Annotated in this window: 21 protein-coding genes; 1 reads left to right on the forward strand and 20 read right to left on the reverse strand. The window is 35.5% G+C overall.

Annotated features, from left to right (window positions below; translation table 11 throughout):
• Positions 1-26: 26 nt before the first annotated feature.
• From ACS3UD_RS06890 to ACS3UD_RS06955, 14 genes are all read right to left on the reverse strand, one after another.
• Positions 27-929 (reverse strand): FMN-binding protein, encoded by a 903-nt coding sequence (locus tag ACS3UD_RS06890; RefSeq protein WP_308137182.1) that lies wholly within the window; start codon positions 927-929, stop codon positions 27-29.
• Between the two features lie 319 nt (positions 930-1,248).
• A complete protein-coding gene (locus ACS3UD_RS06895) occupies positions 1,249-1,731 on the reverse strand; it encodes a hypothetical protein (protein ID WP_308137181.1) in 483 nt (160 codons plus the stop codon).
• 184 nt (positions 1,732-1,915) lie between these two features.
• Positions 1,916-2,749 carry a hypothetical protein gene (locus ACS3UD_RS06900; RefSeq protein WP_308137180.1) on the reverse strand — a complete coding sequence of 278 codons (834 nt, stop codon included), beginning with the start codon at positions 2,747-2,749 and terminating at the stop codon, positions 1,916-1,918.
• Between the two features lie 308 nt (positions 2,750-3,057).
• Positions 3,058-3,483: a CBS domain-containing protein gene (locus tag ACS3UD_RS06905; protein ID WP_308137179.1), complete on the reverse strand. Its 426-nt coding sequence runs from the start codon at positions 3,481-3,483 to the stop codon at positions 3,058-3,060.
• Between the two features lie 135 nt (positions 3,484-3,618).
• Positions 3,619-4,332 (reverse strand): phosphatase, encoded by a 714-nt coding sequence (locus ACS3UD_RS06910; protein ID WP_308137178.1) that lies wholly within the window; start codon positions 4,330-4,332, stop codon positions 3,619-3,621.
• A 616-nt stretch (positions 4,333-4,948) separates the two neighbouring features.
• Positions 4,949-5,464 carry a hypothetical protein gene (locus tag ACS3UD_RS06915; protein WP_308137177.1) on the reverse strand — a complete coding sequence of 172 codons (516 nt, stop codon included), beginning with the start codon at positions 5,462-5,464 and terminating at the stop codon, positions 4,949-4,951.
• 91 nt (positions 5,465-5,555) lie between these two features.
• Positions 5,556-6,467 carry a hypothetical protein gene (locus ACS3UD_RS06920; protein WP_440977747.1) on the reverse strand — a complete coding sequence of 304 codons (912 nt, stop codon included), beginning with the start codon at positions 6,465-6,467 and terminating at the stop codon, positions 5,556-5,558.
• Positions 6,468-6,632: 165 nt separating this feature from the next.
• The gene (locus tag ACS3UD_RS06925) at positions 6,633-6,986 is read right to left on the reverse strand and encodes a hypothetical protein (protein ID WP_308137175.1); all 354 of its coding nucleotides are present in this window, start codon (positions 6,984-6,986) and stop codon (positions 6,633-6,635) included.
• A 106-nt stretch (positions 6,987-7,092) separates the two neighbouring features.
• A complete protein-coding gene (locus tag ACS3UD_RS06930; protein ID WP_308137174.1) occupies positions 7,093-7,797 on the reverse strand; it encodes a DUF4367 domain-containing protein in 705 nt (234 codons plus the stop codon).
• Complete coding sequence (locus ACS3UD_RS06935) at positions 7,794-8,318, reverse strand: RNA polymerase sigma factor (protein ID WP_308137173.1); 525 nt, start codon at positions 8,316-8,318, stop codon at positions 7,794-7,796. The genes ACS3UD_RS06930 and ACS3UD_RS06935 overlap by 4 nt, the downstream gene beginning before the upstream one ends.
• Positions 8,319-8,355: 37 nt before the next feature.
• The gene (locus ACS3UD_RS06940; RefSeq protein ID WP_440977748.1) at positions 8,356-9,024 is read right to left on the reverse strand and encodes a DUF6076 domain-containing protein; all 669 of its coding nucleotides are present in this window, start codon (positions 9,022-9,024) and stop codon (positions 8,356-8,358) included.
• Between the two features lie 68 nt (positions 9,025-9,092).
• On the reverse strand, positions 9,093-9,308 hold the full coding sequence (locus ACS3UD_RS06945) for a hypothetical protein (RefSeq protein ID WP_308137171.1): 216 nt from the start codon (positions 9,306-9,308) through the stop codon (positions 9,093-9,095).
• A 441-nt stretch (positions 9,309-9,749) separates the two neighbouring features.
• Entirely contained in the window at positions 9,750-11,510 is a 1,761-nt protein-coding gene (locus ACS3UD_RS06950) for a flavocytochrome c (RefSeq protein ID WP_308137170.1), read from the reverse strand.
• A 474-nt stretch (positions 11,511-11,984) separates the two neighbouring features.
• On the reverse strand, positions 11,985-13,511 hold the full coding sequence (locus ACS3UD_RS06955) for a hypothetical protein (RefSeq protein WP_308137169.1): 1,527 nt from the start codon (positions 13,509-13,511) through the stop codon (positions 11,985-11,987).
• A gap of 375 nt (positions 13,512-13,886) precedes the next feature.
• Between ACS3UD_RS06955 and ACS3UD_RS06960 the strand changes: the two genes are divergently transcribed.
• Positions 13,887-16,148 carry an excinuclease ABC subunit UvrA gene (locus tag ACS3UD_RS06960; RefSeq protein WP_308137168.1) on the forward strand — a complete coding sequence of 754 codons (2,262 nt, stop codon included), beginning with the start codon at positions 13,887-13,889 and terminating at the stop codon, positions 16,146-16,148.
• Between the two features lie 121 nt (positions 16,149-16,269).
• Here the strand turns inward: ACS3UD_RS06960 and alr are convergent, their stop codons facing one another.
• The 6 genes from alr to ACS3UD_RS06990 all read right to left on the reverse strand — a co-directional run bounded on the left by alr (position 16,270) and on the right by ACS3UD_RS06990 (position 23,170).
• Entirely contained in the window at positions 16,270-17,376 is a 1,107-nt protein-coding gene (alr, locus tag ACS3UD_RS06965) for an alanine racemase (RefSeq protein WP_308137167.1), read from the reverse strand.
• A gap of 507 nt (positions 17,377-17,883) precedes the next feature.
• Complete coding sequence (gene argC, locus ACS3UD_RS06970; protein WP_308137166.1) at positions 17,884-18,921, reverse strand: N-acetyl-gamma-glutamyl-phosphate reductase; 1,038 nt, start codon at positions 18,919-18,921, stop codon at positions 17,884-17,886.
• A gap of 84 nt (positions 18,922-19,005) precedes the next feature.
• Positions 19,006-19,974 carry a phospho-N-acetylmuramoyl-pentapeptide-transferase gene (gene mraY / locus ACS3UD_RS06975; RefSeq protein ID WP_308137165.1) on the reverse strand — a complete coding sequence of 323 codons (969 nt, stop codon included), beginning with the start codon at positions 19,972-19,974 and terminating at the stop codon, positions 19,006-19,008.
• 199 nt (positions 19,975-20,173) lie between these two features.
• Positions 20,174-22,336 carry a tetratricopeptide repeat protein gene (locus tag ACS3UD_RS06980; RefSeq protein WP_308137164.1) on the reverse strand — a complete coding sequence of 721 codons (2,163 nt, stop codon included), beginning with the start codon at positions 22,334-22,336 and terminating at the stop codon, positions 20,174-20,176.
• Positions 22,333-22,644: a hypothetical protein gene (locus ACS3UD_RS06985; protein WP_308137163.1), complete on the reverse strand. Its 312-nt coding sequence runs from the start codon at positions 22,642-22,644 to the stop codon at positions 22,333-22,335. The genes ACS3UD_RS06980 and ACS3UD_RS06985 overlap by 4 nt, the downstream gene beginning before the upstream one ends.
• Positions 22,637-23,170 carry an RNA polymerase sigma factor gene (locus tag ACS3UD_RS06990; RefSeq protein WP_308137162.1) on the reverse strand — a complete coding sequence of 178 codons (534 nt, stop codon included), beginning with the start codon at positions 23,168-23,170 and terminating at the stop codon, positions 22,637-22,639. The genes ACS3UD_RS06985 and ACS3UD_RS06990 overlap by 8 nt, the downstream gene beginning before the upstream one ends.
• Positions 23,171-23,232 lie beyond the last annotated feature (62 nt).

Consider the following 23,232-nt stretch of genomic DNA (forward strand, 5'->3'; position numbering starts at 1 on the left):
TAATTACCTTCTTATGTTAATTTTTATTATGATCTTGGGAAGCATGCTCCTCCACATGCAAGACAGTTGCCTCCGCAACCACTAAATTTCTTTGAATCTTCTTCTCCGTCAACATTGTCATCATTATCACCATTATCGGCATTTAACATTTCATCTGTATCTTTTGAATTGTCTCCGCTTTCAATTGCATAAAGATTTAAAATTTCTTTAAGACCTTTTGCAAGCTGATCTGGACATGATGAAACATCGTTAGCTCCTGGACACTTAATACCTTCAAAATCTTCTATAACATCAGTCATTTCCATTCCGTCTATCAAATGTATTATACCTGTTGTATTTCCAACACATGGATCGCCTAAAAATTCAACATTAGTAACTTTAGTACCATTAGTTCCAATTACAAAGCTTGTAGTACATGTTGATCCGTCAGCTTCGAATTCAAATTTTCTAACTCCTTCTTCTGCACCTTCTTTGGTAATTTCTTTTAAACGTTCAGATGCAGGAAGAACAGCTTCTTCCTCTATAAAAGTACCGCCTAATGCTTCTACATCTACATCAGCTTCTTGAAGAGCTTTTGTAACTGCTGTTAAAAGTCCCTCAGATGATTTTGTTGCTCCCGAAATTGTATCTACATCAAGTCTTTGTGTTTCCAAAATTTTATCAATTATTTGAGGCATTGCTTTGCCGCCAATATCTGGTGTTTCGTTTGAAGTAACTTTTATATCTTCTATTTTTGTTTCAGAAAGTGTAACTTCTGCAGTCATACTTCCCTCAAACCCTTTACCTCCACCTGTATATACTCCTGCTGTATACTTTGCTTCTTCAACTGGTTTTTGTGTCTCCTGTGTTTCTTCTGCTGGTGCTGCGCAAGCAGTAAGCATTAATGCTAACACTGTAACGATTGTTAAATTTTTAATAATTTTTTTCATCTTTTCTCTCCTAATTATAATACTATAGTCTACAATTTAAGTCAATAATTGTATCTTTTTTTTATCATAACACTTTGTGCTGCACAAAGGTCAATGTTAAATCTAGAGACAAATTAATTAATTTTGCAGGATAGCAATACATCCAGCAATTTAAAAGCATTTGTTGATAAAACTGTTACTTTATTGTCAATAATAAAAAGAAGGAGAACTTTTTATTCACCTTCTTTTTGATAAGTGCTTAATATATTGTGAGCTTATATAGCTTAAAAAAGCTATCAATTTACTGTTAAATCTACGCTACACTTAATATTATAGAAATTTAAGAATTGTAATCTTCAAATAATGCATCAGAAAAAGTCATACTAAACTTTCCAGAGAACCAGCTGCCAACTAAATAAACTTGATATACTCCTTTTTCTAACGAAAAATCATTATAATTATTAATAATGTTATCAAAAAAAACAACTTCTTCTGAGGCATCATCAATTAATAGAAGCTTAATATCTCCATTTCTTTTTTCTGCTTGAATGTTCAATGTTGTATTATTAATAACAGACAGCGTTCCCAATCGGACATTACCACCCATCATGCAATATCGAACAACAGCTTCATTCTTGCTAACCTCCATTATATTATAAAACCATGAATAATATATATTGTCTAACTCAGAAGTCAGAGTTTCTGCGGACTCATCAATATATTCATTATAAACAACATCTTTACTTAGACTGTTTAATAGCAAACATATACCTATAATAAAAACAACCTTTTTAATAACATTCTTAACTCTCTTAACATCCATAAAATCCTCTTCAAATATTGCATGTTTTATTCATAACAAACAACAAAATGAGCTTTTCGCTATGAACAGTATAACACAAGATGTAAAATTCCGTCTATGTTAATTATAAACACTCGTGTGTACATGGACGCTGTCATTGTCATCTTGCACATTTTGAATTATCTCATTGACAATCTTGATACTATTAACCTAATGTCACCAATAGCACTTCAATTAGCAGCAGGTATATATATGATCGTTGGTAGCGCAACCTGGATGCATAACCACCAATACAGCATATCAACCACATTTTTAAAACATCAATAGCTATTACTTCATCATTTGCAATTAATAAAATTGCTACACTAATGCAAATACTTCCCAATAATATTCCGAACTTAAATATATCTCCAACATGAAACAACATATCTTTGAATTTTGTGCGGGTAGAAAAATATATTTTACCATCTGTGCATGTCCCCATACCGAAAATAATATCGTGCATATCACCTGTAAAATAAAAAAGAAAATTTATAATTAGAGCTAAGCAAATCACTAAACTCAAAATGTTAATATGTAAGTTCCCGTTTTCTATCAATAATATTTTCAAAATCAAGCCGATTACAGAAAGCACAAGTAGCACCGAAATAAAAACTATAGATTTTTTTATAGGAACACTAAGTAAATTGTTTTGCTTTTTTTCCGCTATTTCTAACTTCGTCTCAACAACTTCATAAGAATCAACTTCAAATATTATGTACAAATTATTCTGGCATATAATTTTCGCACCCTCGTTTTTCATATTTTCTATCTCTGCATCTATCTGTTCGTCTAAACGTTTACGGAAAATTGCGCATGATTTTGGAGACTTAGTCTTTGCATAACAAAATTTTAATATGTTGCAAAATTCTCCTATCATTCCACAAAGATAATAGCCTTCTGTCATTTGATTTCTTATAAATCCAATCAGTGCAGAACTTTCATAAAACTGATAATTATTATATATTATTTTATATTTATGGTTACTTTTCTTGAACATATCTTTATATCCAAACCTTTTCTTATTCTTCTAATAATCACATTTTAACGTTCTTTAAACTTTATATTTCGACATTATATCATAAAGTCAAACATCCAGCAATAGAAACTCTTGTGGAATGTTGATTTTCCAAGGCTTTTCATTCTGTATTCATACTTAGCTGCAGCATTTTGACTAAATTACTTATTTAACAAAGAAATTTTTTATAATTAGAAAACTACAATGAGCATATACTGCAAGAGCAATTTCATTTCAATGACAAGCAAAAAGCAAAACAGGAGCTATCCTGTTTTGCTTTTAATAATCCGCTATTTAAAAGCGTTAGATGAAGGTTTTGATATGTTTTTCAGAGCAACTTCTGCATTGTCCTGAAGCTTTGACTCCACAGAAATATCCCCTAATGAGACCATTCCTACGAGACAGTTATTTTCTACAACCGGCAGTCTTCGTATCTGCTTTTCACCCATTATTCTTGCAGCTTCATGCACATCCATTTCAGGAGAGCCTACTGATGGATTTGAAGTCATAACTTCCTTTAGCGACTTAGATTGATTATTTGATGCAACAGATCTTAGAGTAATATCTCTGTCTGTGACGATACCAATAACTTTTCCTTGATTAGTAATAGGAATTGAGCCTACATCATGTTGTTTCATTAATTGAGCTGCAGCTTCTATTGAGTCATCTTGTTTTAAGCTGGCAATTTCTCTGGACATTATATCTCTTAATTTCAATAAAAACACCTCCGATTATATAGTTCCCTCAGCATATGTTTTTATTAATGAAGTAATGCGAAATTATTTTTGAAATTTTTTTACTATTTCTCAAAAAATTCAAACACGTTTTTATGCTCGTTACAAACCATTAAATTAATATTTTTTTATAAATTTTTTTAATTCTTCAACAGAACGATTTATAACAAGTTCAATGGGAAATTCTGCTTCTTTTATTACTTCCATTGCCAAATCATGACTTCCCACTGCAGTATCTGTATGAGCGTCACTGCCAATTACTATAGGAACACCATATTCCTTGCACAATTTAAGCATTTCAATATCATTTTTCTTTGTATCTCTTCTGTAATTATTAGGATCAAGAGAAGAGTTATTTAATTCAAGCAAAACATTATGTTCTTTTGCTCCTAAAACAAGAGCTTTAAAATCCGCTAAAAAGTTACTGTCATCAGGATGACCTATTATGTTTACATATGGATTTTTCATAACATTTAAATAGGCTTTCGTATTTTCTTCTTTTGTTCCCGGTGCAATGCACGGCAAATGCATACTTGCAATAACAATATCTAAATTTTTTAGCAAGCTATCTTTCAAATCCACATTTCCTTCGTAATCCATTATGTTCACTTCAGAACCCATAAGCAATTCAACACCGTACATGTTTCTGTCAACTGCACCCAAATTTGCAAAATAGAAATCTGTAGCTGAACCTGGCATTTTAGGTCCGTGCTCTGTTATGGACAGAAGCTCTAATCCTTTTTCTTTTGCTGCAGCAGCCATTTCACGTATGGTACTGTAAGCGTGGCCGCTGGCCAATGTGTGTGTATGTGTATCTAATATAAATTTCATTTATTATCCTTCCCTATTTCTATAGTTTCACGTCGTAATGGCTTTTATTATAAACTAATTCATAATTAATTTCCACAACAATTAGTTTACTAAAAACTCTGTGCATATTTGCATTGTATATTTGTATCTTTAACAGCATTTTCTTTGCAATACAAAGAAGCTCACCATGTTATTGGGGAAGCTTCCTGTTAATTATAAATTATTTCCCTGCAATGGCTGTTATATAAAAAGTTCCGGAAAAGGCGGGCTTCATAGGGAAGTTAGAGAAAAGGCTGTCAAGCAAATCGGTTGAGAGTTTGTATTATTTCGTAGTCAATAACCATTGGCCAAAATAGAAGCAACCGACAGAGATATGTCTCCTTGTTGGTTGCTTCTATTTTGGGCTATGCTTGTCCTGCTTGCCGCATTACATCATTCAGCATAATCACGTGAAAAGCTCCATAGTAATTAGGGTGATGCGGAGCAAAACTAGTAAGCCTTACTATTTTGTACGACCTCATCTATATAATAGTATATAGGGCTTATGACAATAACTACAAATATATTCATCAGAGGTACGCATATTCATTAATTCAGTACTTAAGGGATAAAATTAATTAACTTTGTTGCCTGTCAATTAATGCGGTTTCCATATATTGTTATCTAATAATTCCAGACGCAAATTATAATAGAACGTTTCGTTAGTTTCCGCGTTTTTCATTTCTTGTTTTTCTTCGTTTAAATAAATTTTGATGATATATTTTTCGGTCGTGCCATCCCACATAAAATAACCTGGCCAGACAAATTCAACATTAGGTTCTTCCTCAGATTCATCAAAACTAAAGTATGAAAAACCATATGATTTCAACTGGGCAATATAGTTTTCAATATCCCCAAGCTCTACATTTTCAATATAGACAGTCCAGTAATTTACATCTTCATATATACCGCTTGCATCCGCATAACCAGTTTGAGCATGTACATATTTAATTTTCCCCCCTTCTCTATACTCTATTTCAGTTGATAATGAGTCGGTAACTGGCCACGTGTATGTAGCAGGGTCTATTGAACCTTTATTAGTATTTGTTTGACAAGAAACTAAACAAAATAATAAGCAAATCAAAAAACCGGATTTCCAAAACACCTTACCCATGGACATACTCCTCTCTCAAAGATTTCAATTTGCAGGCCCCCGTTAACGAGGACCTGCACTGGTAGTATTATATTATTTAGTTAGCGCCAAATTAGGATTCTTCATGAGATGTGCCGTCATTGTAAAAAATGATTTGTTTATACCCCCAAAGCGTTCTTTTGGTGTTACCCTTACTGTGGGTGAAAGAAACAGTAATTGAACCCGCGGCATCAACGGTTACAGAAATATCTATCGTTCCTGAAGATGTAGTGGAGTGAGCATATTCACCATATGCTCGTGCGCATTCAAAGGTTGTGCTGTTAGAAACGGCTGGTGCAATAGACAATGTAATATATCCGCTCTTGGCCCAGACCCAGCGATCTCCCAAACTATTCATTTTATATGAGTCAAAGGTGCATTTTACAGAATTTCCACTTGTGGATGTCGATGGAGTTTCGGTTTTGTAGAAGGTACCATCTGTATAATGAAAGCTTACTGATGCTGAGCTACTCATTTTTTTTGTTTCAAAGGCTTTGCTCTTCGAGTCAATTCCAGACATTGCCAAAGCAAATGCATCTTCACCCAGACCTATTGGTGTTTTGTCCCATGACCAACTATATTTACAGGTATATCGTGTTGTGGTATGCTTAGAGTTAGTCAGTGTTGCTGTAAGATCGGCCGAGGCTCTAGTTGCTGCAGCTTCAAACGAGATATTGCCTTTCAAATACTCCTTTAGTGCAGTTATTTCTTCTTTGGAATACCCCATTCCTTTTAATTCCGCTTCCGATAAAGCGGCTCTCTTGGTAAATCCCTTTTCAAATTCTACCAAAGGATCAATGCCTCTTGCACTCCTTTGTTGATTGTAAATCTTTGACTGTTCTAATACTGCCTCATATTCAGTTGTTATAGTAGTGGTGGAGTCGTTACCCTCATACACTGGGGCAGCCATTGCCGTAATAGCTGATGATGCAAGCATTGATACAGCAACACACAATGCTAATAGGGACGAAAAAACTTTGTTCATAAATAAACCTTCTTTCCTTTTTAAATTTAAGTTTCTTTGTATGACACCATATTTATTCCTTATTATAAACTTTCAAATTACCCATCGTATCCCAATCTAAGATTAATCAAACCAGGTAGAGTGCATGGCTCTTATCATACGGATTAGGAGGGTATAGTTCTATGGCTATGGGCACGTACCGGTAACAGATACAGAAGATTGTGCTTGTCCATTCACCGAATAGGACAAGGTTAGCTTGTAGTTCTGACCTTTTTTAACTGTGCATTGTTCAGATAGAATAACTCGCCCAGTTCCTGAGTCACTCCAAGAATCAACCAACGTTTTCCCTCGCCAAAGGGTCAGGGTTACGGATAAATCATCTTTGGAGTTTCCGCTTTTGCAGTCAACCGAGCAGGTTGCGGTAGTTCCGCTAAATGATAAACTGGGTCGACTGCGAATCGCTCGGGTTTCCGCCGCCTCAGCTGACATTGAAAGTGTCAGCACAAGCAGTAACACAATAGCAAAAATACTCTTTTTCATAAAAATCACCTCCTTCTACATTTTAACAGAGAATACTTTGTGTGTTTCTATTATGTAAATGCAGCAGAAGGTAAATTTCTCACAAATTTTTATATATTTTTTTATTTTATTTTTTATTCCAAAAAACGCTCTCAGCTACATTCAAAATTTCTGTTTCATTCAAGAAACCATCCACAGTGAATTGTAGATTTTTATCCACGTCAATCCAAGTGATAGCGCTTGTTTGCTCTGGTGTTTTCGATAGAAATAGTTGTCCGTGACATCCGTTTACTGTAATTTCAGATACCTCCATGCTATCTGTCACAAAATCAGATGCCGCACCCTGCTGGATAAATGAGTAATCCAGATATAAAATTTCTTCGTCTGCATTTTGATAAGTCACGCTTACATAGCCCGGTAATTCACTCCTGTCAATCTCCACATAACCTTCTGGCAAATCTGCAATTTGATATTGAGGCATTTCTGCCTGTGTTGCTTCCCCTGAATATTGATAAACAATATGTGTATCATACCACTCTCTGACCCATTGCAGAACTGCAGCCCGAACAGTAGGGCTTGCAGCCATAAGCGATCCAAGAGCAATAGTGAAAGCCATTACAATGGATGCCACGACCTGAAGTGATTTTTTCCATATTGGACGAGTCTCTTTACGATACCACGCCAGAGGATCAGCAAGCATTTTTTGCATTGCATAACGGTATTGTTTTGATGTTTCCACAGGAGAAGTATTTTTTAAGTAATCAGCCCACTCCAACTGCAATGCATCCAGTAAAATTCTGCGCATAAGTTTATCAACTTCTTCATCAGTCATATGTGAAATCCCTCTTTTCTCACAAGCTTTTGCAGTAACAGACGACCTCGGCTGGCACGAGTGCTGACTGCGGTTTCGGTGATGCCTAAATGCTGAGCAATCTCACGATCTGTATAATTCAACAACAGTTTCATTTCAAGTACCGCACGATATGTTTCCGGCATACGCATAAAAAGAGCCACTAATGCCTTATAATCCATGTCGCTATCGGATGCTGACGTGAATACGTTCCAATCCTCCAGAGGTACTGTTTTTTTATTTTTTCGCCAAATCATGAGAGCTTCGTTCTTCGTTATAGAAATGAGCCAAAACAATAATTCCTCACAGGGAATCTCTGTAACTTTTTCAAAGTGCTTTATAACTTGCATAAAGGCATTCTGAACTGCATCTTCTGCATCCCTTTGTTCCGACAATATACGCATGGCAACCTTCTCCATTTGGATATGATACTGATTAAAAATCATTGTGAATTTTTGACGGTCACCTTCATCATCAATAAGTGCAAGTAAAAATATCAGCATTTATATCCCTCCCTGTGTTACCAAAATCCAGAAACCATTATGAATTCATTAGCCACTCAGTAAACTCTTGCAAGCGGATTTCCCCAGCTTCACATCTTGCCTTCTGTTCTCTGGCCTTTTGACTCCAAGCATAGAAAGCATCGTGCTCGATTTTCCTTGCCTTAATCCACCCAAAGCGTTTTTTGTACTCTCTGCGGTAAACTTTAAAGATTTCATCATCTTTTCGCTTTTCATTCCAAAGGGTAATAGCTCCCATATTTTTGCAGGTACGACCCTTATCGTCTATGGGACGATTGCAGTATTCCGCATCAGTACGCTCAACAATGGCAAAATACCGCTTGCAGTTTTTGCAGATACGTACAGGCTGTCCACGCTTTACAAACTCACGGACAAAGTAGTCAATGATGTCATAAATATCATTGGGATACAACACCTCCGTAAATGTCCTCTTATCTATAACCTCAAAACTCATGGGCTGGGGCTGGAATTGAAAAGTATTTAGCTGGTCACTGCCACGGTGATTATAATACCGAACCATCTTCTTCCGTACTGGCTCCTTGGAGCTGGTGTCCAAATCCAGTACATAGGCAAAGATTGTTTTAATCTGTTCCTGCATGGTGTGAATATTGGATGGAATGTGCGTCAATACCTTGCGAGGCAGCAGGTTCACAATATCCTCATAATTTTGTCGATTCGCCTGTTCCAAACGTTCCCGCCATTCCAAACGAAGCAGTTCAAAGTAGATATGTTTGGGCGCTATCGTGTCCAATACAGTTAAGAATTCATCTGCATACCGCTGTTCCTTGGAAGAATACAGTTCCATGAGAGCGTTACCCATTCCCTCAAAAAACTGCTGTCAGACCACACATCCAAATACAGCAAATCCATCAGACTTTCCCCAAAGGGAAAGTCTTTTTTCTTTTTCTGTTCATTCCCAAATTCAAAATGCTCTTTGTCATCTGCAATCCAGACCTTATATTTTTGTGCCATCCTTTGTCACCTCATCAAAGACTTATTCCTTGTTAAATTATACATTAGTCTTGAATATATGGCTATAGTCTAATTGCTATTATATATAATAATTAGACTATGAAAGGAGCGATGCCTATGATTGTGAAATAGCAAAAGCCGCCACTCCACGGTAATGGAATGACGTCTCACGAAACCCTACGGTTTCAAAAAAATTGGTTGCTCTCATTTGTAACGGACAGAGAGCGAAAAAGCAACAGGAAAATGTGGGGCGTGAGGATACGTTTACTACTCTTTAAGGTAGACCAGCTGTTTGTATTGACAGCGGGCTTTCGCCCACCGCCAATACAAACAGCTGGTGGTGAAAACGGAAAAGGCACAGGATACCGAAATATCCTGTGCCTTACCGTAAGAAAGTACAAACTTCCCTATTACGCCCCGCCTATATCCGGAACTTTTTAATTATTTTCCTACAAAAGCTGCTGCATTATCTCCAGCTATTCTTCCGAATACAGTTATGTCAGCAACTGCGTTTCCACCGATTCTGTTTCCGCCGTGAATTCCTCCAGTAACTTCACCTGCAGCATACAATCCTACAACCGGTTCGCCGGATTCGTTCATAACCTGTGTGCTTGTATTGATAGTAACACCGCCCATTGTGTGGTGAACTGCAGGGGATATTTCAACTGCGTAGAAAGGTCCTTCAACAAGTTCAACTTCCAATGATGTTCTGCCGAAATCAGGGTCTGATTTCGCCTTAACAGCTTCATTGTATTTTGCAACTGTTGCTTCTAAAGTAGCTGCGTCAACTTTCATAATATCAGCAAGTTCTGCAAGCGTCTGAGCTTCCTTTAAAAGACCTTGATTTTTATATTTTTCATAAGTAGATGCATCTTTATATGTTTGATTATCAAGAACCAAGAATGCAGTAGCTCCGTTTTGCTCAAGTATAGCCTTTGATACAACATCTCTTGTTTCAAGTTCATTTATAAATCTCTGAGCTTCATGATTAACAAGTATAGCACCGTCACCTCTTATACCTTCGGTAATCATTTCGTTGATTTTTGGAACAACTGTAGGATGTGTTTGTATCTGATCAATATCAGTCAATGAAACATTGAGATTTTCGACCATTGCCAATGCATCACCTGTTGCTCCCGGTGAGTTTGTAGTTCCGAATCCTTTAAGCGCTGGATTATATTTTTCAACCATTTCAGGGTTTGCTCCAAATCCACCTGTAGCTAATATTACAGCTTTTGCATTAATAGTGTAGCTGTTTCCATCTTCATTTTCAACTTTAATTCCAGTTACAGTATTTCCTTCTGACAATATCTCAACTGCCTTAGTGTTTAATCTAACTTCAATTCCAAGTTCCTTAACCTGATTGCTAAAAACATCCATTAAATGAGTTCCTATTGGCATTCCACCAGGTGCTTTATGTAATCTATCTACGCTTTGTCCTCCTGATCTTCCAACTTCAGACAGGCTAGCACCAATGCTTTCAAGCCAATAAATTGTATCAGCAGAATTTTCTGTAAATACCTTTAAAAGTTCCGGATTATTAAGATTTTTTCCACCCTTCATAGTATCTTCATAGAAAAGTTCCGGACTATCTTCTATTCCTTTTTCTTCTTGATATTTTGTTCCGGCTGCATTCATACCACCTGTTGCGTAGTTAGTATTTCCACCCATAAATGCATTTTTTTCAACAACTATTACGTTTGCTCCTTTGTTAGTAGCCTCGATTGCTGCTGTAAGTCCTGCTCCACCGGCTCCTACAATTACTATGTCAGTTGAAGCATCTTCAACCTTTTCCTCTACTGCTTTAACTTCTTTTGCAGTAAGCGCCGCACCCGACTGTTCTACAGCATCTTTAACAGCATTGATAAATGCAAAACTTGTTAAAGTTGCTCCTGTAACAGCATCAACATCAACAGAATTTGAATCAATCATCTGTTTAGTTAACTGAGCAATTACAGGTTCAGTGAACCCTGACTCTGAGCTTTCTGTAACATTAATATCTTTAATTTCGGAATTTTCCAAAGTAACTTCAACCTTAAATGGGCCGTATTTTCCAGTTCCCTCTCCCTGAACAGAAGTGCTTACAAGCTCTTCCGATTTATTCGCTTCAGCTGGCTGTTCAACTTCTTTTTGCTGGCATGCAGTCATTGAGAAAACAAGCATTACTGCCAGCAGTAGTGATAACATTTTTTTCAATTTCATAAAAGCTCCTTTTTTGATATTTTTTTAACTTAACGTATTATAGACTTAATGATAAATGTTGTCAATACTAATATTATTTTACTTAATTTAAAAAATATAAAGTTAATAAAATTATGTTTGTATGTTTTTTAACAATTATATCCTATGAAAAAAATACGCTTTGCAAATATGTCATTATATTAAATTTGCAACAAAAATCCCATCACAACAACACACTTGTAATATGATGCCGTAATGGGAGCATTATTCCTAATAAATTAATCTAAGATGAAAACAAACCAAACACCTTGTCATTCCTTTTCGCTTTTATTAGTCTTAATTTTTTTAACATGAACAATTGTGTCAACTCTATTTGTTATCCTCTTCCCAGATTTCGTTTGATAATTAATCAAATACCAGATGACAACAACGTCCACTTGTCAGCTTCTAAATTCAAAGATTTAATGAACTTTCCAGGTTATTTAGCTATACCAACTAAAATGGTTTTGCATCTTTGTCGTTAGGATCGAATTGCAGTGCATCTTGAATCATAAAAAAAACCCTGTTAGAAGAAAACATCGATGATGTTGTTCGAGAATCTAGCGCTGTCTGCACTGGATACTGCAATCGGCTTCGTTGATGAACATAGTTTATCCACGAGTCAATAATATAACCGTCTACATTTTCAAGAATTTCATAAGAAACATATCCTCTGTAGTGTTCCTTACCGGTGGGAAAAGAAAATGAAGCAAAAGCATCAGTGGAAACCTGTTTTCCAAAAAAAATATTTTCGTTTTGATAAGTTGCATACTCTAGACTGTAGTATGGTGCCGCATAAGTTTGTTCATCATCATCGTATAGAACATGACCTGAAAAATTTCCATTCTTTGACCAGCCACGGTCACCCCTGTAAGTTGGCCATAGCTGAATGACTTCTGTTCCGTAAAACCCCGGATCTACAACCCAATCAAAGTGGTGAAATATTTTCCATTGTTCTCGTTCACCTGAAAGCTCGACTGCTACACTTGTGATTCGCAGCTCCATAACATCATAAACCGTTGAAATATAGGTAGCATTTCCGTTTTTTTCAGTTACTTCCCGGCCATCATTTACAGCATGATCTTCCCTATCAGTTACTACCCGAATTGCTCCATCACAATCTGAAACATCATTTTCAGTAAGATCATTTAAAACAGTTTCCGGAAATCCCATATCCAACAAATGTAATCTTAAATCTTCGTATTTATTTTGCTCAGCCACGTTAATTTTTTCCCAAGACATAGGATATTTGCCAAAGAACAAATAGCCTGAGGCAATACCCAAAACAAGAACCCCTAAAATAATCCTGGTTAAATTTTTGTCTGATATTTTAATGGGAGCGTCTTGAATTGCATATCCTGCCTTATTAAGTTCAGATGACAAGCCATAAAGACTTCGGATAATATACACATAGGCAATGAGAATTATAATTGCAATAATCCACCCATTATACTGAATCAAACCAAGTACACATAAAATAACATACCAAACAATAAGTGCAGAAATTCCGCTTATATTTTCAGGTGATTTCGATTTTATCTGCACCGAGCGAAAACCGCTGCGCAGGCAAAACATGAGAACAATAATTAAAGCAATATTGACATAGTTCAAAGCAGTAATGACAGGAAGTTGATAAATATATTTCTGCCAAATGGTTGCATTCAGTATCAACCCTGGAAAGAAATAAAAAATTCTGATAATTGAAATTATCCAACATACTCTAAACCCAAAATTTTCATTACGCAAAGAACGAAATCCAAGCAACATAAGCACAATACCAATTGCAGGTAAAATATAATTAAGGCAAAGAAAATTCAGCGTCAATGTGCTCAATGCCAAACCCACAAGCACACGATTTATAGCCTTACTCCAAGGAGTTATTTCATTAACAACGTCACTTTGAGGCTGTAATTCAGATTCCCCGTTTTTCAATAATTTATCAACTTCTTGTTCATTCATGGAATTAAAATCATGTTCATTCAATACCTTCACCCCTAAACTATTTTTTGATATATTCCTTGACTTAAAAACTCTTATATATCCATTATCTCTTAATAACCGTATGTCGTCATATTTTAGGTATAATATAATTATCCGGATGTTTCTACCCAAAAATATTTTAAATTTATCTTATAACTTCTACATTATATACTATTATTTTATCTATTTCAATTTGATTGTTGTGCTATTAAAATAGTGACAACACTACCATCCCCTTGTCACTACTTTTTATTTACTGTTGATTTATTTTAAATCTGGCTATATACTGACAATATGTCGGCTGGAAATGGGAATTATCAGCCGGATGTGTACTGAGGAACAATAGAGCAAAATTTTTAGCAGGAGTAACAAAAGCAAATGAATTTTGATGAAAACAACACTATAAATATAGTAAATGCTTGTGAAAACAATTTAAAAAACATTTCAGTGAAGATACCCAAAAAACAAATAACAATTTTTACCGGAGTGTCCGGCTCCGGGAAATCATCACTTTGTATTGACACTATAGCAGCAGAGTCAAGAAGAGAACTGAATGAAACCTTTCCCAGCTTTGTTCAGCAATATCTTCCAAAATACGGAAGGCCTGACGTTGAAAAGGTAGAGAACCTTCCTGTAACAATTATCATCAATCAAAAAAAACCAGCACCAAATACACGATCCACTGTTGGAACGTACACGGACATTCAACCTTTTTTAAGACTTTTATTCTCAAGAGTTGGAAAACCCTTTGTAGGATATTCGGACAGCTTTTCGTTTAATCACCCATTGGGGAAATGCCCTCGATGTGATGGTCTGGGTGATATTACAGATTTAGATATACATAAACTTGTAGATTTTAATAAATGCTTAAATGACGAAGGTGTAATAAACTTTCCCACTTTTACAACAAGAGCATGGAGATGGAAAAGATATGCATACAGCGGGTTGTTTGACCTTAATAAAAAAATTAAGGATTATTCAAATGAAGAGCTGAACTTATTTCTTTATTCTCCTCAAGTAAAGGTGAAAAACCCTCCGTCTAATTGGCCAAAAACAGCAAAATTTGAAGGTATATATCCCAGGATGTACAGAAGTATAATAAGCACTAAAGAAGGCAAACGCCATCAAAAGATTTTGGATGAAATGGTAACAACCGCAGCATGCCCTGAATGCGGCGGATCAAGGATAAACCATAAGATAAGAAGCTGTAAAATAAATGGCAAGAGTATAGCAGATGTAGATGATATGCCGATTCCAGAAGCTATAGAATTTATCAAAAGTATTGATAATCCATTGGCACAAGATATAAAAAGAGAGCTTATAAAACGTCTGACTGCTTTGGTTGAAATAGGATTGGGCTATATTTCATTAAGCAGAGGCTCCGGAACCCTATCAGGCGGAGAGGCTCAAAGAATTAAAATTGCAAAATATATAAATTCTTCTTTGACTGATATGGTGTATGTACTGGACGAACCGAGTGTCGGCCTTCATCCCAAAGATATAGAACTGCTTAAGAATTCTCTGATTAAGCTGAAAAATCATGGAAATACAATCTTGATTGTTGAACATCACAGAGAAATTATAAAAATGGCTGACTATGTAATTGATATGGGTCCCAAAGCAGGAACTAACGGCGGGATGATAATATTTCAGGGTAAGTATTCTGAACTCATAGAATCCGATAACTTAACCGGAAAACTCTTAGGACAGAAAGCTCCTCTGAAAGAAGTTATAAGAAAACCGAAAAAGTGGTTCTCTGTCAAAAATGCTCAAATTCACAATTTAAAAAATGTTTCTGTAGATTTTCCTCTTGGAGTGCTGACGGTTATTGCAGGAGTTGCAGGATCAGGTAAAAGCTCCCTGATGGAATATTTTCAAAATGTGTTTCATGAAAATGTGATTTCAATAAGTCAAAAAAATATCGGTGTAAACTTGCGTTCAACACCTGCGACATATCTTGACATATCAGACAACATAAGGAAAATATTTGCTCATGAAAATAAACTGAAGCCAAATTTATTCAGCTTTAATTCAAAGGGAGCATGCCCGGCATGCGGCGGCAAGGGTATTATTATTTCGGAAATGGCATTTATGGACACCATAGAAACTGTATGCGATGTGTGTCATGGCAAAAGATTTTCCAAGGACGTACTCAAATATACGTATCACGGCAAAAACATTGCGGAGGTAATGGATTTCACTGTAGAAGAAGCAATCGACTTTTTCAAGGTAGAAAACTTCACGAAAAAGCTTGAGTCACTTGAAAAGGTAGGCTTAGGATATCTTCACCTTAATCAGTCCATGACTACACTGTCCGGCGGAGAACTTCAAAGAGTTAAGCTTGCAAGCCAGCTTAATCAAAAGGGGGCTGTTTTTATACTTGACGAACCTACAGACGGGCTTCATCTAGAGGATGTAAGAAAGCTTATGAAGCTTTTTAACAAATTAGTTGATGAGGGCAACAGCCTGTTTCTCGTTGAACATAGTCTCGAGGTTATGAAGGATGCCGATTACATAATCGAACTGGGCCCTGGAGGTGGAATTTCCGGAGGCAATATTCTGTTTTCCGGGACTGTTAAAAACTTACTTAATTCCGACACTTCAGTAACAAGGCCGTACTTGATTGACAGTCTGCCGTAATTAAAAATTATAAGATGGAAAATAACAAACTTATAATTTATATACCACTGCTTGTTTAACTTATAATCATTATATATAGAAACCTCCGAGTAATTAATATTTACTCGGAGGTTTCTATATGCTATTTTTTTTCAGATGACACATATACACGCGGAGGTCTTGGAAGAATTCTTGCAACTATTTCATTTTTATTTGTACCGGCAAGTTCACTTGCCTCCTGTATGCTCATTGTGTTATTTTTACCGTCCCCATATATTATTGCCTCATCTCCTACTTGAGGATCTGAAACACCAGCAAGATCAACCATGCATTGATCCATGCAAATAACTCCTAGTATGGGACACTTTATACCTTTTATAGTAACATATCCTTTATCTCTCATATTTCTTGGATAACCGTCTGCATACCCAAATGGAAGAGTTCCAATTTTTGTATCCTTTGTTGCTCTCCACAAATAATCGTATCCTACGCCTTCACCTTTTTTAATGTCATGAATTTGAGAAATACGTGTTTTAAAGCATATGCATGTTTCTACTCCTATAAAACCTTTATGAAAACCTCTCAGCCCATATATTAATGCGCCGGGGCGCACCATATTCATCCTATACTCAGGATAATCCACAAGACTTATGCTGTCAGAAATATGTTTATATCTAAATGTAATTCCTCTTTTTTCAAGTTTATTTATCATATCTGTAAACTTGCCAAACTGCATTTTATTCTCTTCATCATTTACAAGAGCTAAGTGTGAAAAAATTCCTTCAGCTTCTATGTTTGGATATGAACAAATTGAAGCTATTTCATCTTCATCATAAATTCCAAGTCTGTGAAATCCCGTATCTACTTTAATGTGTATTTTTACTTTTTTATGTGAACTTGCTGCTATGTCTGAAAGAATTTTTGCCTGTTCTGAGCTGAAAATTGTCGGTATTAAATTATATTTTACTATTTCTCCAAGAAGCCTGTTAGGTGTATGACCAAGAATCATTATGGGATAATATTCATAAGCTTTTCTTAATTCTATAGCTTCTACAAGTGTTGCCACCGCAAGATGAGACGCCCCTGATTCCATTAACGTTTTAGCTATTCCAACTGCACCGTGCCCGTAACCGTCAGCTTTTATTACAGGCATAACAGCTACATCATTTCCGCACATTTCCTTAATCAGCTTCATATTGTATTTAATTTTATCCAAATTTACTTCTACAACTGTATCTCTTAAAATCATTTTACCACCTTTTTTTCATTTAAATTATTATTTTTTATTCATAGAAAGCAATTTAAGAGCTCCCAACACTTCCAAAAATATTTATTGCATAACACCATTATATTTTGATTTAATTTGAGAGTCAACAGTTTGAATTATGAACATTTTATATAAAAGCTACAATAAATATTTTGTTATAAGAAAAACATATCACAATAAGCAAAATAATTAAATATTCTTTTAGCAAACAAGAAATAAAAAAAGGACGTTTCAACATCATCCATGACATTTGAAACGTCCATAATATTCTATATATTCAAAGTTATTTTAATTCCTCTGCAACTGCTTCTGCTGATAATTTTCCTGCAGTCAAAGCCCATGCATTGTTAGCGCCTGAAGGTGAATCATCACCCATTACTCCTCCGACAACTTCACCTGCTGCACTTCTCTTACCATTAGTAAATTTTTTTGGTTTTTTAAGATATAAATGTTATAAGTTGAAAGGTCATCCATCTAATTGAATAGTATTTAAATACATGTCGGTACATAATTAATCGCCGTATTTTGAGGGAATCCATTCATTATATTCAGGTTTTGTATAGCCTGTCCCGCCGCCCCTTTTATTAGATTATCAATTGCGGCAAATATGATTAATGAATTGTCCTGTTCATCCACTTCGAAATTTATATGGCACATGTTTGAATTTCTAACCCATTTTGTTTCCACATACATGCCGCGATCCAGTATTTGAACGAACTCCTTGCAATGATAATACTTTTCGTATATGCTTCTGATAAAATCATAGTCAACTTTCATTGCAGTCCTAGTATAGCAGGTAACAAGCATACCTCTCTGCATAGGGACAATGTGAGGTACAAAGGTTAATTTTACTTGTTCATGGGTAAAATGCTCAATCGCTTTCCGAGCTTCTACTTTGTGGGGGTGATTTATAATTTTGTAAGGCTTAACTGATTCGTTCGCCTCAACAAAGTGGGTTCCAAGTGTAAGAGTTCTACCTGAACCTGACAGCGCACATTTTCCGTCAACTATCACGTCGGTCAAAATTATTTTTTCTTTGATAAGCGGTAGCAGTGCAAGCTGGATTGCCGTTGCAAAGCATCCGGGATTAGCAATGTTTTCGGCTTCTTGTATCTCATTTTCATTCCACTCACAAAGGCCATAGGTAAACCTAGGCGAAAGATGAATAGATTTATGCTCCTTGCTATAATACTGTTTATACTCCATACTGTTCAATAAACGATAATCCACTCCCAGATCAATAACTGTTACATTATTTAATATATCGTCATTAAGCCTTTCCATCAAAGCACCATATGGCAGAGATGTGAAAAGCACATCAATACCGTCTGCAATAGTTTCATAATCAAGAGCAGAACAGACATTCTGGCTAAACCCGGTAAAATTCCGGTATACGTAAGAATACTTGTTATCCATATAGGTTTCCGAAATAGTTTTAATTATTTTTACTTCCGGATGGCCGTATAGCAGCCTTACTAATTCCTGTCCGGCATATCCGGTGGAGCCTATAATTCCTACTTTTATCATAATATACCTCCCATGCACATGATTTCATTGTTTTCCTCTTGTTACACGCCGTACCTCCATATTTTAAAAATACTATTCATCGTATTATGCTCCAAAACCCAGATATGCAATAAAACATGCCGCAAAAGTTATAATGCAAAATGTCAATGTAATAGTACTTTCTTTCCAGCCACTCTTCTCCAGGTGATGATGGAAAGGCGCTATCTTGAAAACTCTTTTATTAAAATATTTTAATGAAAACAACTGTATTATCACGCTGATTGTTTCAAAAATACAAACGCAAAGTACAATAAATATCCATAGGGGTATGTTCAATTCAATCAAAAATACAGCAATTGACCCTCCTAAAAAAAGAGAGCCTGTGTCTCCCATAAAAATTTTAGCAGGATATCTGTTAAAAAACAGAGTACCAAGACAGGCTCCCTCCATGATTATGGCTCCAAACAGTACTTTATCGTCCCTCAATTGGTATGCACATATTCCAATGAAAACAAAGACTATAGAACATATACCCAACGCAAGCCCGTCTACTCCGTCTGTAATGTTGACACTATTACTTGCTAAAACAATCAGAAACACCGTAAAAACACCGTACAGATATGTGTTAATTTCTATCGAGTTACTTATGAGCGGAAACATAATTTGTGTATTTATCTGTCCGGAGAGAATTAAATATATAGTTATAATTACACCTATAATAATAAGACCGGCTAACTTTTCTTTTGGAGTTATGCCATCCCTCTTCTTTTTAACTTTTATATAATCATCAACAAACCCCATCAGACCGAATAACAATAAGAAAAAGTTACTCCATATTATTCTACTCGTTGAAGCACTGTAAGCTACAGTGGAAATAAATAATGTCAAATTAATAGCAACACCTCCCATTGTTGGAGTTGCAGCTTTATGCTTATGCAATTCCTGTATGCAAGACTTCTTATTGCTGTCTATATTTTCTGTTCTTTTAAAAAAGCTTGTTTTAGATAGCTTGTCAATAAATACCTTTAAAAATAAAGCTGTAAAAAGCAAGCTAAAAGTAAAATATTGTATCATAGATCTATTTCCTCCGAAATGTATTATAATAACAATTCTTAGCTGGACTTGGTACTAAAATGAAAAATATAGGTAATTATAATATTCGCCCCAATTCTACCTATTAATTAACCAGATACATATGGCAAAAACCTAGTCCCCAAGGCGAAGATTAAACGTTAAAATTGCTTAAATTTCACTATATTGCTCTTCGCCGAAATTAATACCTTGACTCCCAGTTTCTTTCTAAATAAATTCCGTACAGAATATTTTTTATATTTATGTTTTCGATTTGGTTTGTTGTTTGATTGTATAGCTTCTTTCCATCGTTGTGTTCCACACCTTTAACGAGTTTTAGCAAAAAGCTTTTAAAAACCTCTTTATCTGAATCGTCAGGAGGAATATCCTCGAGGGCCATCACCGATTCTGAGATTTTATCGGTAGTTAATTCGGATGTATATAATTTTTTCAGATTTTCTGCTGCCTCTTTATAGTCTCCGAAATACAAATTTAGATAAAAGAGATTGTCGGGTACATAATCATCTATTTTTAATAATGTCTCTCTTGCTTTCTCCCAATTTTCGTAAGCGATATAACACCTGCTCAACAGCCTGTTACCTTCTGTTCCAAGATTTTTATCACTTTTTTTTATAGCTGAATAAATTAAGTCCTTATTTTCCTTTATTTCATCTCTGTCCATTGTGTCCAACGTTCTGAAAATCAGCTGTGTATCTCCAGTTAAGCCGGCATATTTCTTGCCAAGCTCAACTGCCCTCTCAATATTTCTCTCACCTTTTTTCCATCCAATGCCGTAAATTTTGATCAAATACATCAATGCATCTGTATTGTCAGGTTCTTCCAAGAGAATATTTTCGTAATACTCTATTGCCTCCGGATATTTTTTATCTATAATCATTTTTTCTCCGTCGGTAACACTGCCTTCTATTGTAATACTTGGTATTTGGTCATAATATGTTCGCATAGGCAGGCTTCCGGTAATAATTTTGCCGTTTTCGTCACATGCGTTTACTGTAATTGGATATTCTATTCCATGTAAAAAGCTTCCTAATACTCCTTCATAACCAAGAAGCATTTCTTCCCCTTCATATGAGATTCCTATTGATTTTTCCTTAAGTTTATCCACATCAAACACAGCATAGTTTTCGTTAAATTCAACATTTCCGTTCTTGTCAGAGATTGGTGTTGTTACACTGCTCCCGCCTTTTTCATAGGGATTAGAAAACACTACCACTTGAACAGTATAGTGATCCGCTCCTTCTACTTTTTCCCAAGAAACGGTAAATTCATTACCTGATATTTTTTCTCTTGGCTTTGGTGAACTAACATTTATGGTGCTGTTAAAAACAAAATTCATTTCTTTATCTGCACCACCAATAGTGACATATTCATAGCCCGCGCGGCTAATAACCTTATCCTCCAAAAGCGAAGTATTCAATCCCATTCCTATACTGTATATTCCGTCTTTTAAACCGATGGTCTTAAATTCTCCTTTTTCATTTGTTATTCCAATATAACTGTCACCGCCTCCTCTGAGACCTCCTGCTTCCTGTACATATATTTCAACAAAGGGCATAGGTTGCCCCTTATAGGTTACGGTTCCTTTAACAACATTGCTTCCTTTCATATTTTTGCTGAATTCATCCAGCCAGTAGTTTCTGTCGTAGTATCTTGATGATCCAAATACTATTTCATCACGCGTTTTCCAATCTATGTTCGTTATTTTTTCTGAGATTAATACAGCTTCATCATAATTTTCATTGAAAAGAGCTGTCTCCATTTTTAATATATCAAGCTTAACATCCGCGTATTCTGTACCCTCATACTCAGAAATTATTTCTTCGGCTCGCTCATTATTTCCGTTTACGTGCATTAAAAATCCATTATATATGTCTGAAATGTATTTTATATCCTGGTCATCATTCTTCTGCCCAAACGAAATCCATTCACGGAGAGTCTCTGAATCTCCCGTAGAAATTGCAATATCCATAAGCATTTTATAGGACTTGATAACATAGTGTTTTTCTGATTTTTTGTAGGAAGTTGAATTAACTATACGAGAAAATAATTCCTTTGCTTTTTCCATATCTCCAAGTTCCTGATTTGCTCCGCCCCAACCGTTTAAAAAAATAGTGTACTTATCAAAACCTTCTACCAGCTTATCTGCATAGACATACCATCCCTCTACACTTGATGTTGTTGGATAGGAAGCATATTTTTCATAAAACAAAACTGCTTTGTCAGAGTTCTTCCTATCAAGATAATCAGCTATTCCTAAAATTGAAGATGGTACTACCCACATAAATATTGCAGTAAAAATACAAACTATAAAAATCAATGTTTTTACTTTAATTTTTATTTTCATTTCAAGCTCACCTCACAGCTTTCTCTGACAATAACCTGCGAACCGCCTATGTCAATTATTTTTTCATTTTGTAATTTAAAAGCGCTTCTCGGAATCAATGTAACAGCAAACAAAGCTGCAAATCCTATTAGGACAGGCGCTAAAGGAATTTCTATTTCTCTGTTTAAAAACTCATTTATTTTTTCTTTAAGTGTTTTCTTTCTGTGATTAAGTATATTATTCAATGCCGCCTGCGACAGGACTATATCTTTTGTTTCTTCTTCCATTATTTTTTTTATTTCTAATCCAATATTGTCTCTGTTATCCATTGAGTCGTCCTCCTTTCAACAAACTTTCCTTCAATATGTTTCTTCCTCTTGACAGCCTGCTTTTTATGGTTCCTTCTTTTTCATTAAGCAGAACTGAAATTTCTTTTATGGAAAGCTCTTCAAAATAAAACAGCACCATAACTTCCATATACATAGGATGCAACTTGAAAAGTTCCTTTTTCAAAACCTCTCTGTCAATGCTTTCCTCAACATGAGATTCAACATCATCGTTGCCAAGCCATTCATCTTCGAGGGCAAGAACATCTCTTTTCTTTCTCAGCCTATCTCTGGACAGGTTGAGTGCTATAGTATAAATCCATGTATACAGTCCAGAATCCTCCCTGAAATTTCCAACCTTTTCAAAAACCTTTTCAAAAGTTTCCTGGACAACGTCTTCTGCCTCTTCTCTGTTACCAAGCATAAGGAAGCAGGTTCTCAGGAGCTTATTTCCGTAGTCCCGTACTATTTGGCTGTATGCATCTTCTTTTCCTTTTTTCAGTCCCTTTATCAATAACTTTTCTGCCACCTTTTACCCTCCCATTTATTTAGACGATACAATCCAGAAAAGGTTGCAATATATATTATAGA

The organism is Sedimentibacter sp. LTW-03 (assembly GCF_052059825.1).
In the GTDB taxonomy this organism is placed as follows: domain Bacteria; phylum Bacillota; class Clostridia; order Tissierellales; family Sedimentibacteraceae; genus Sedimentibacter.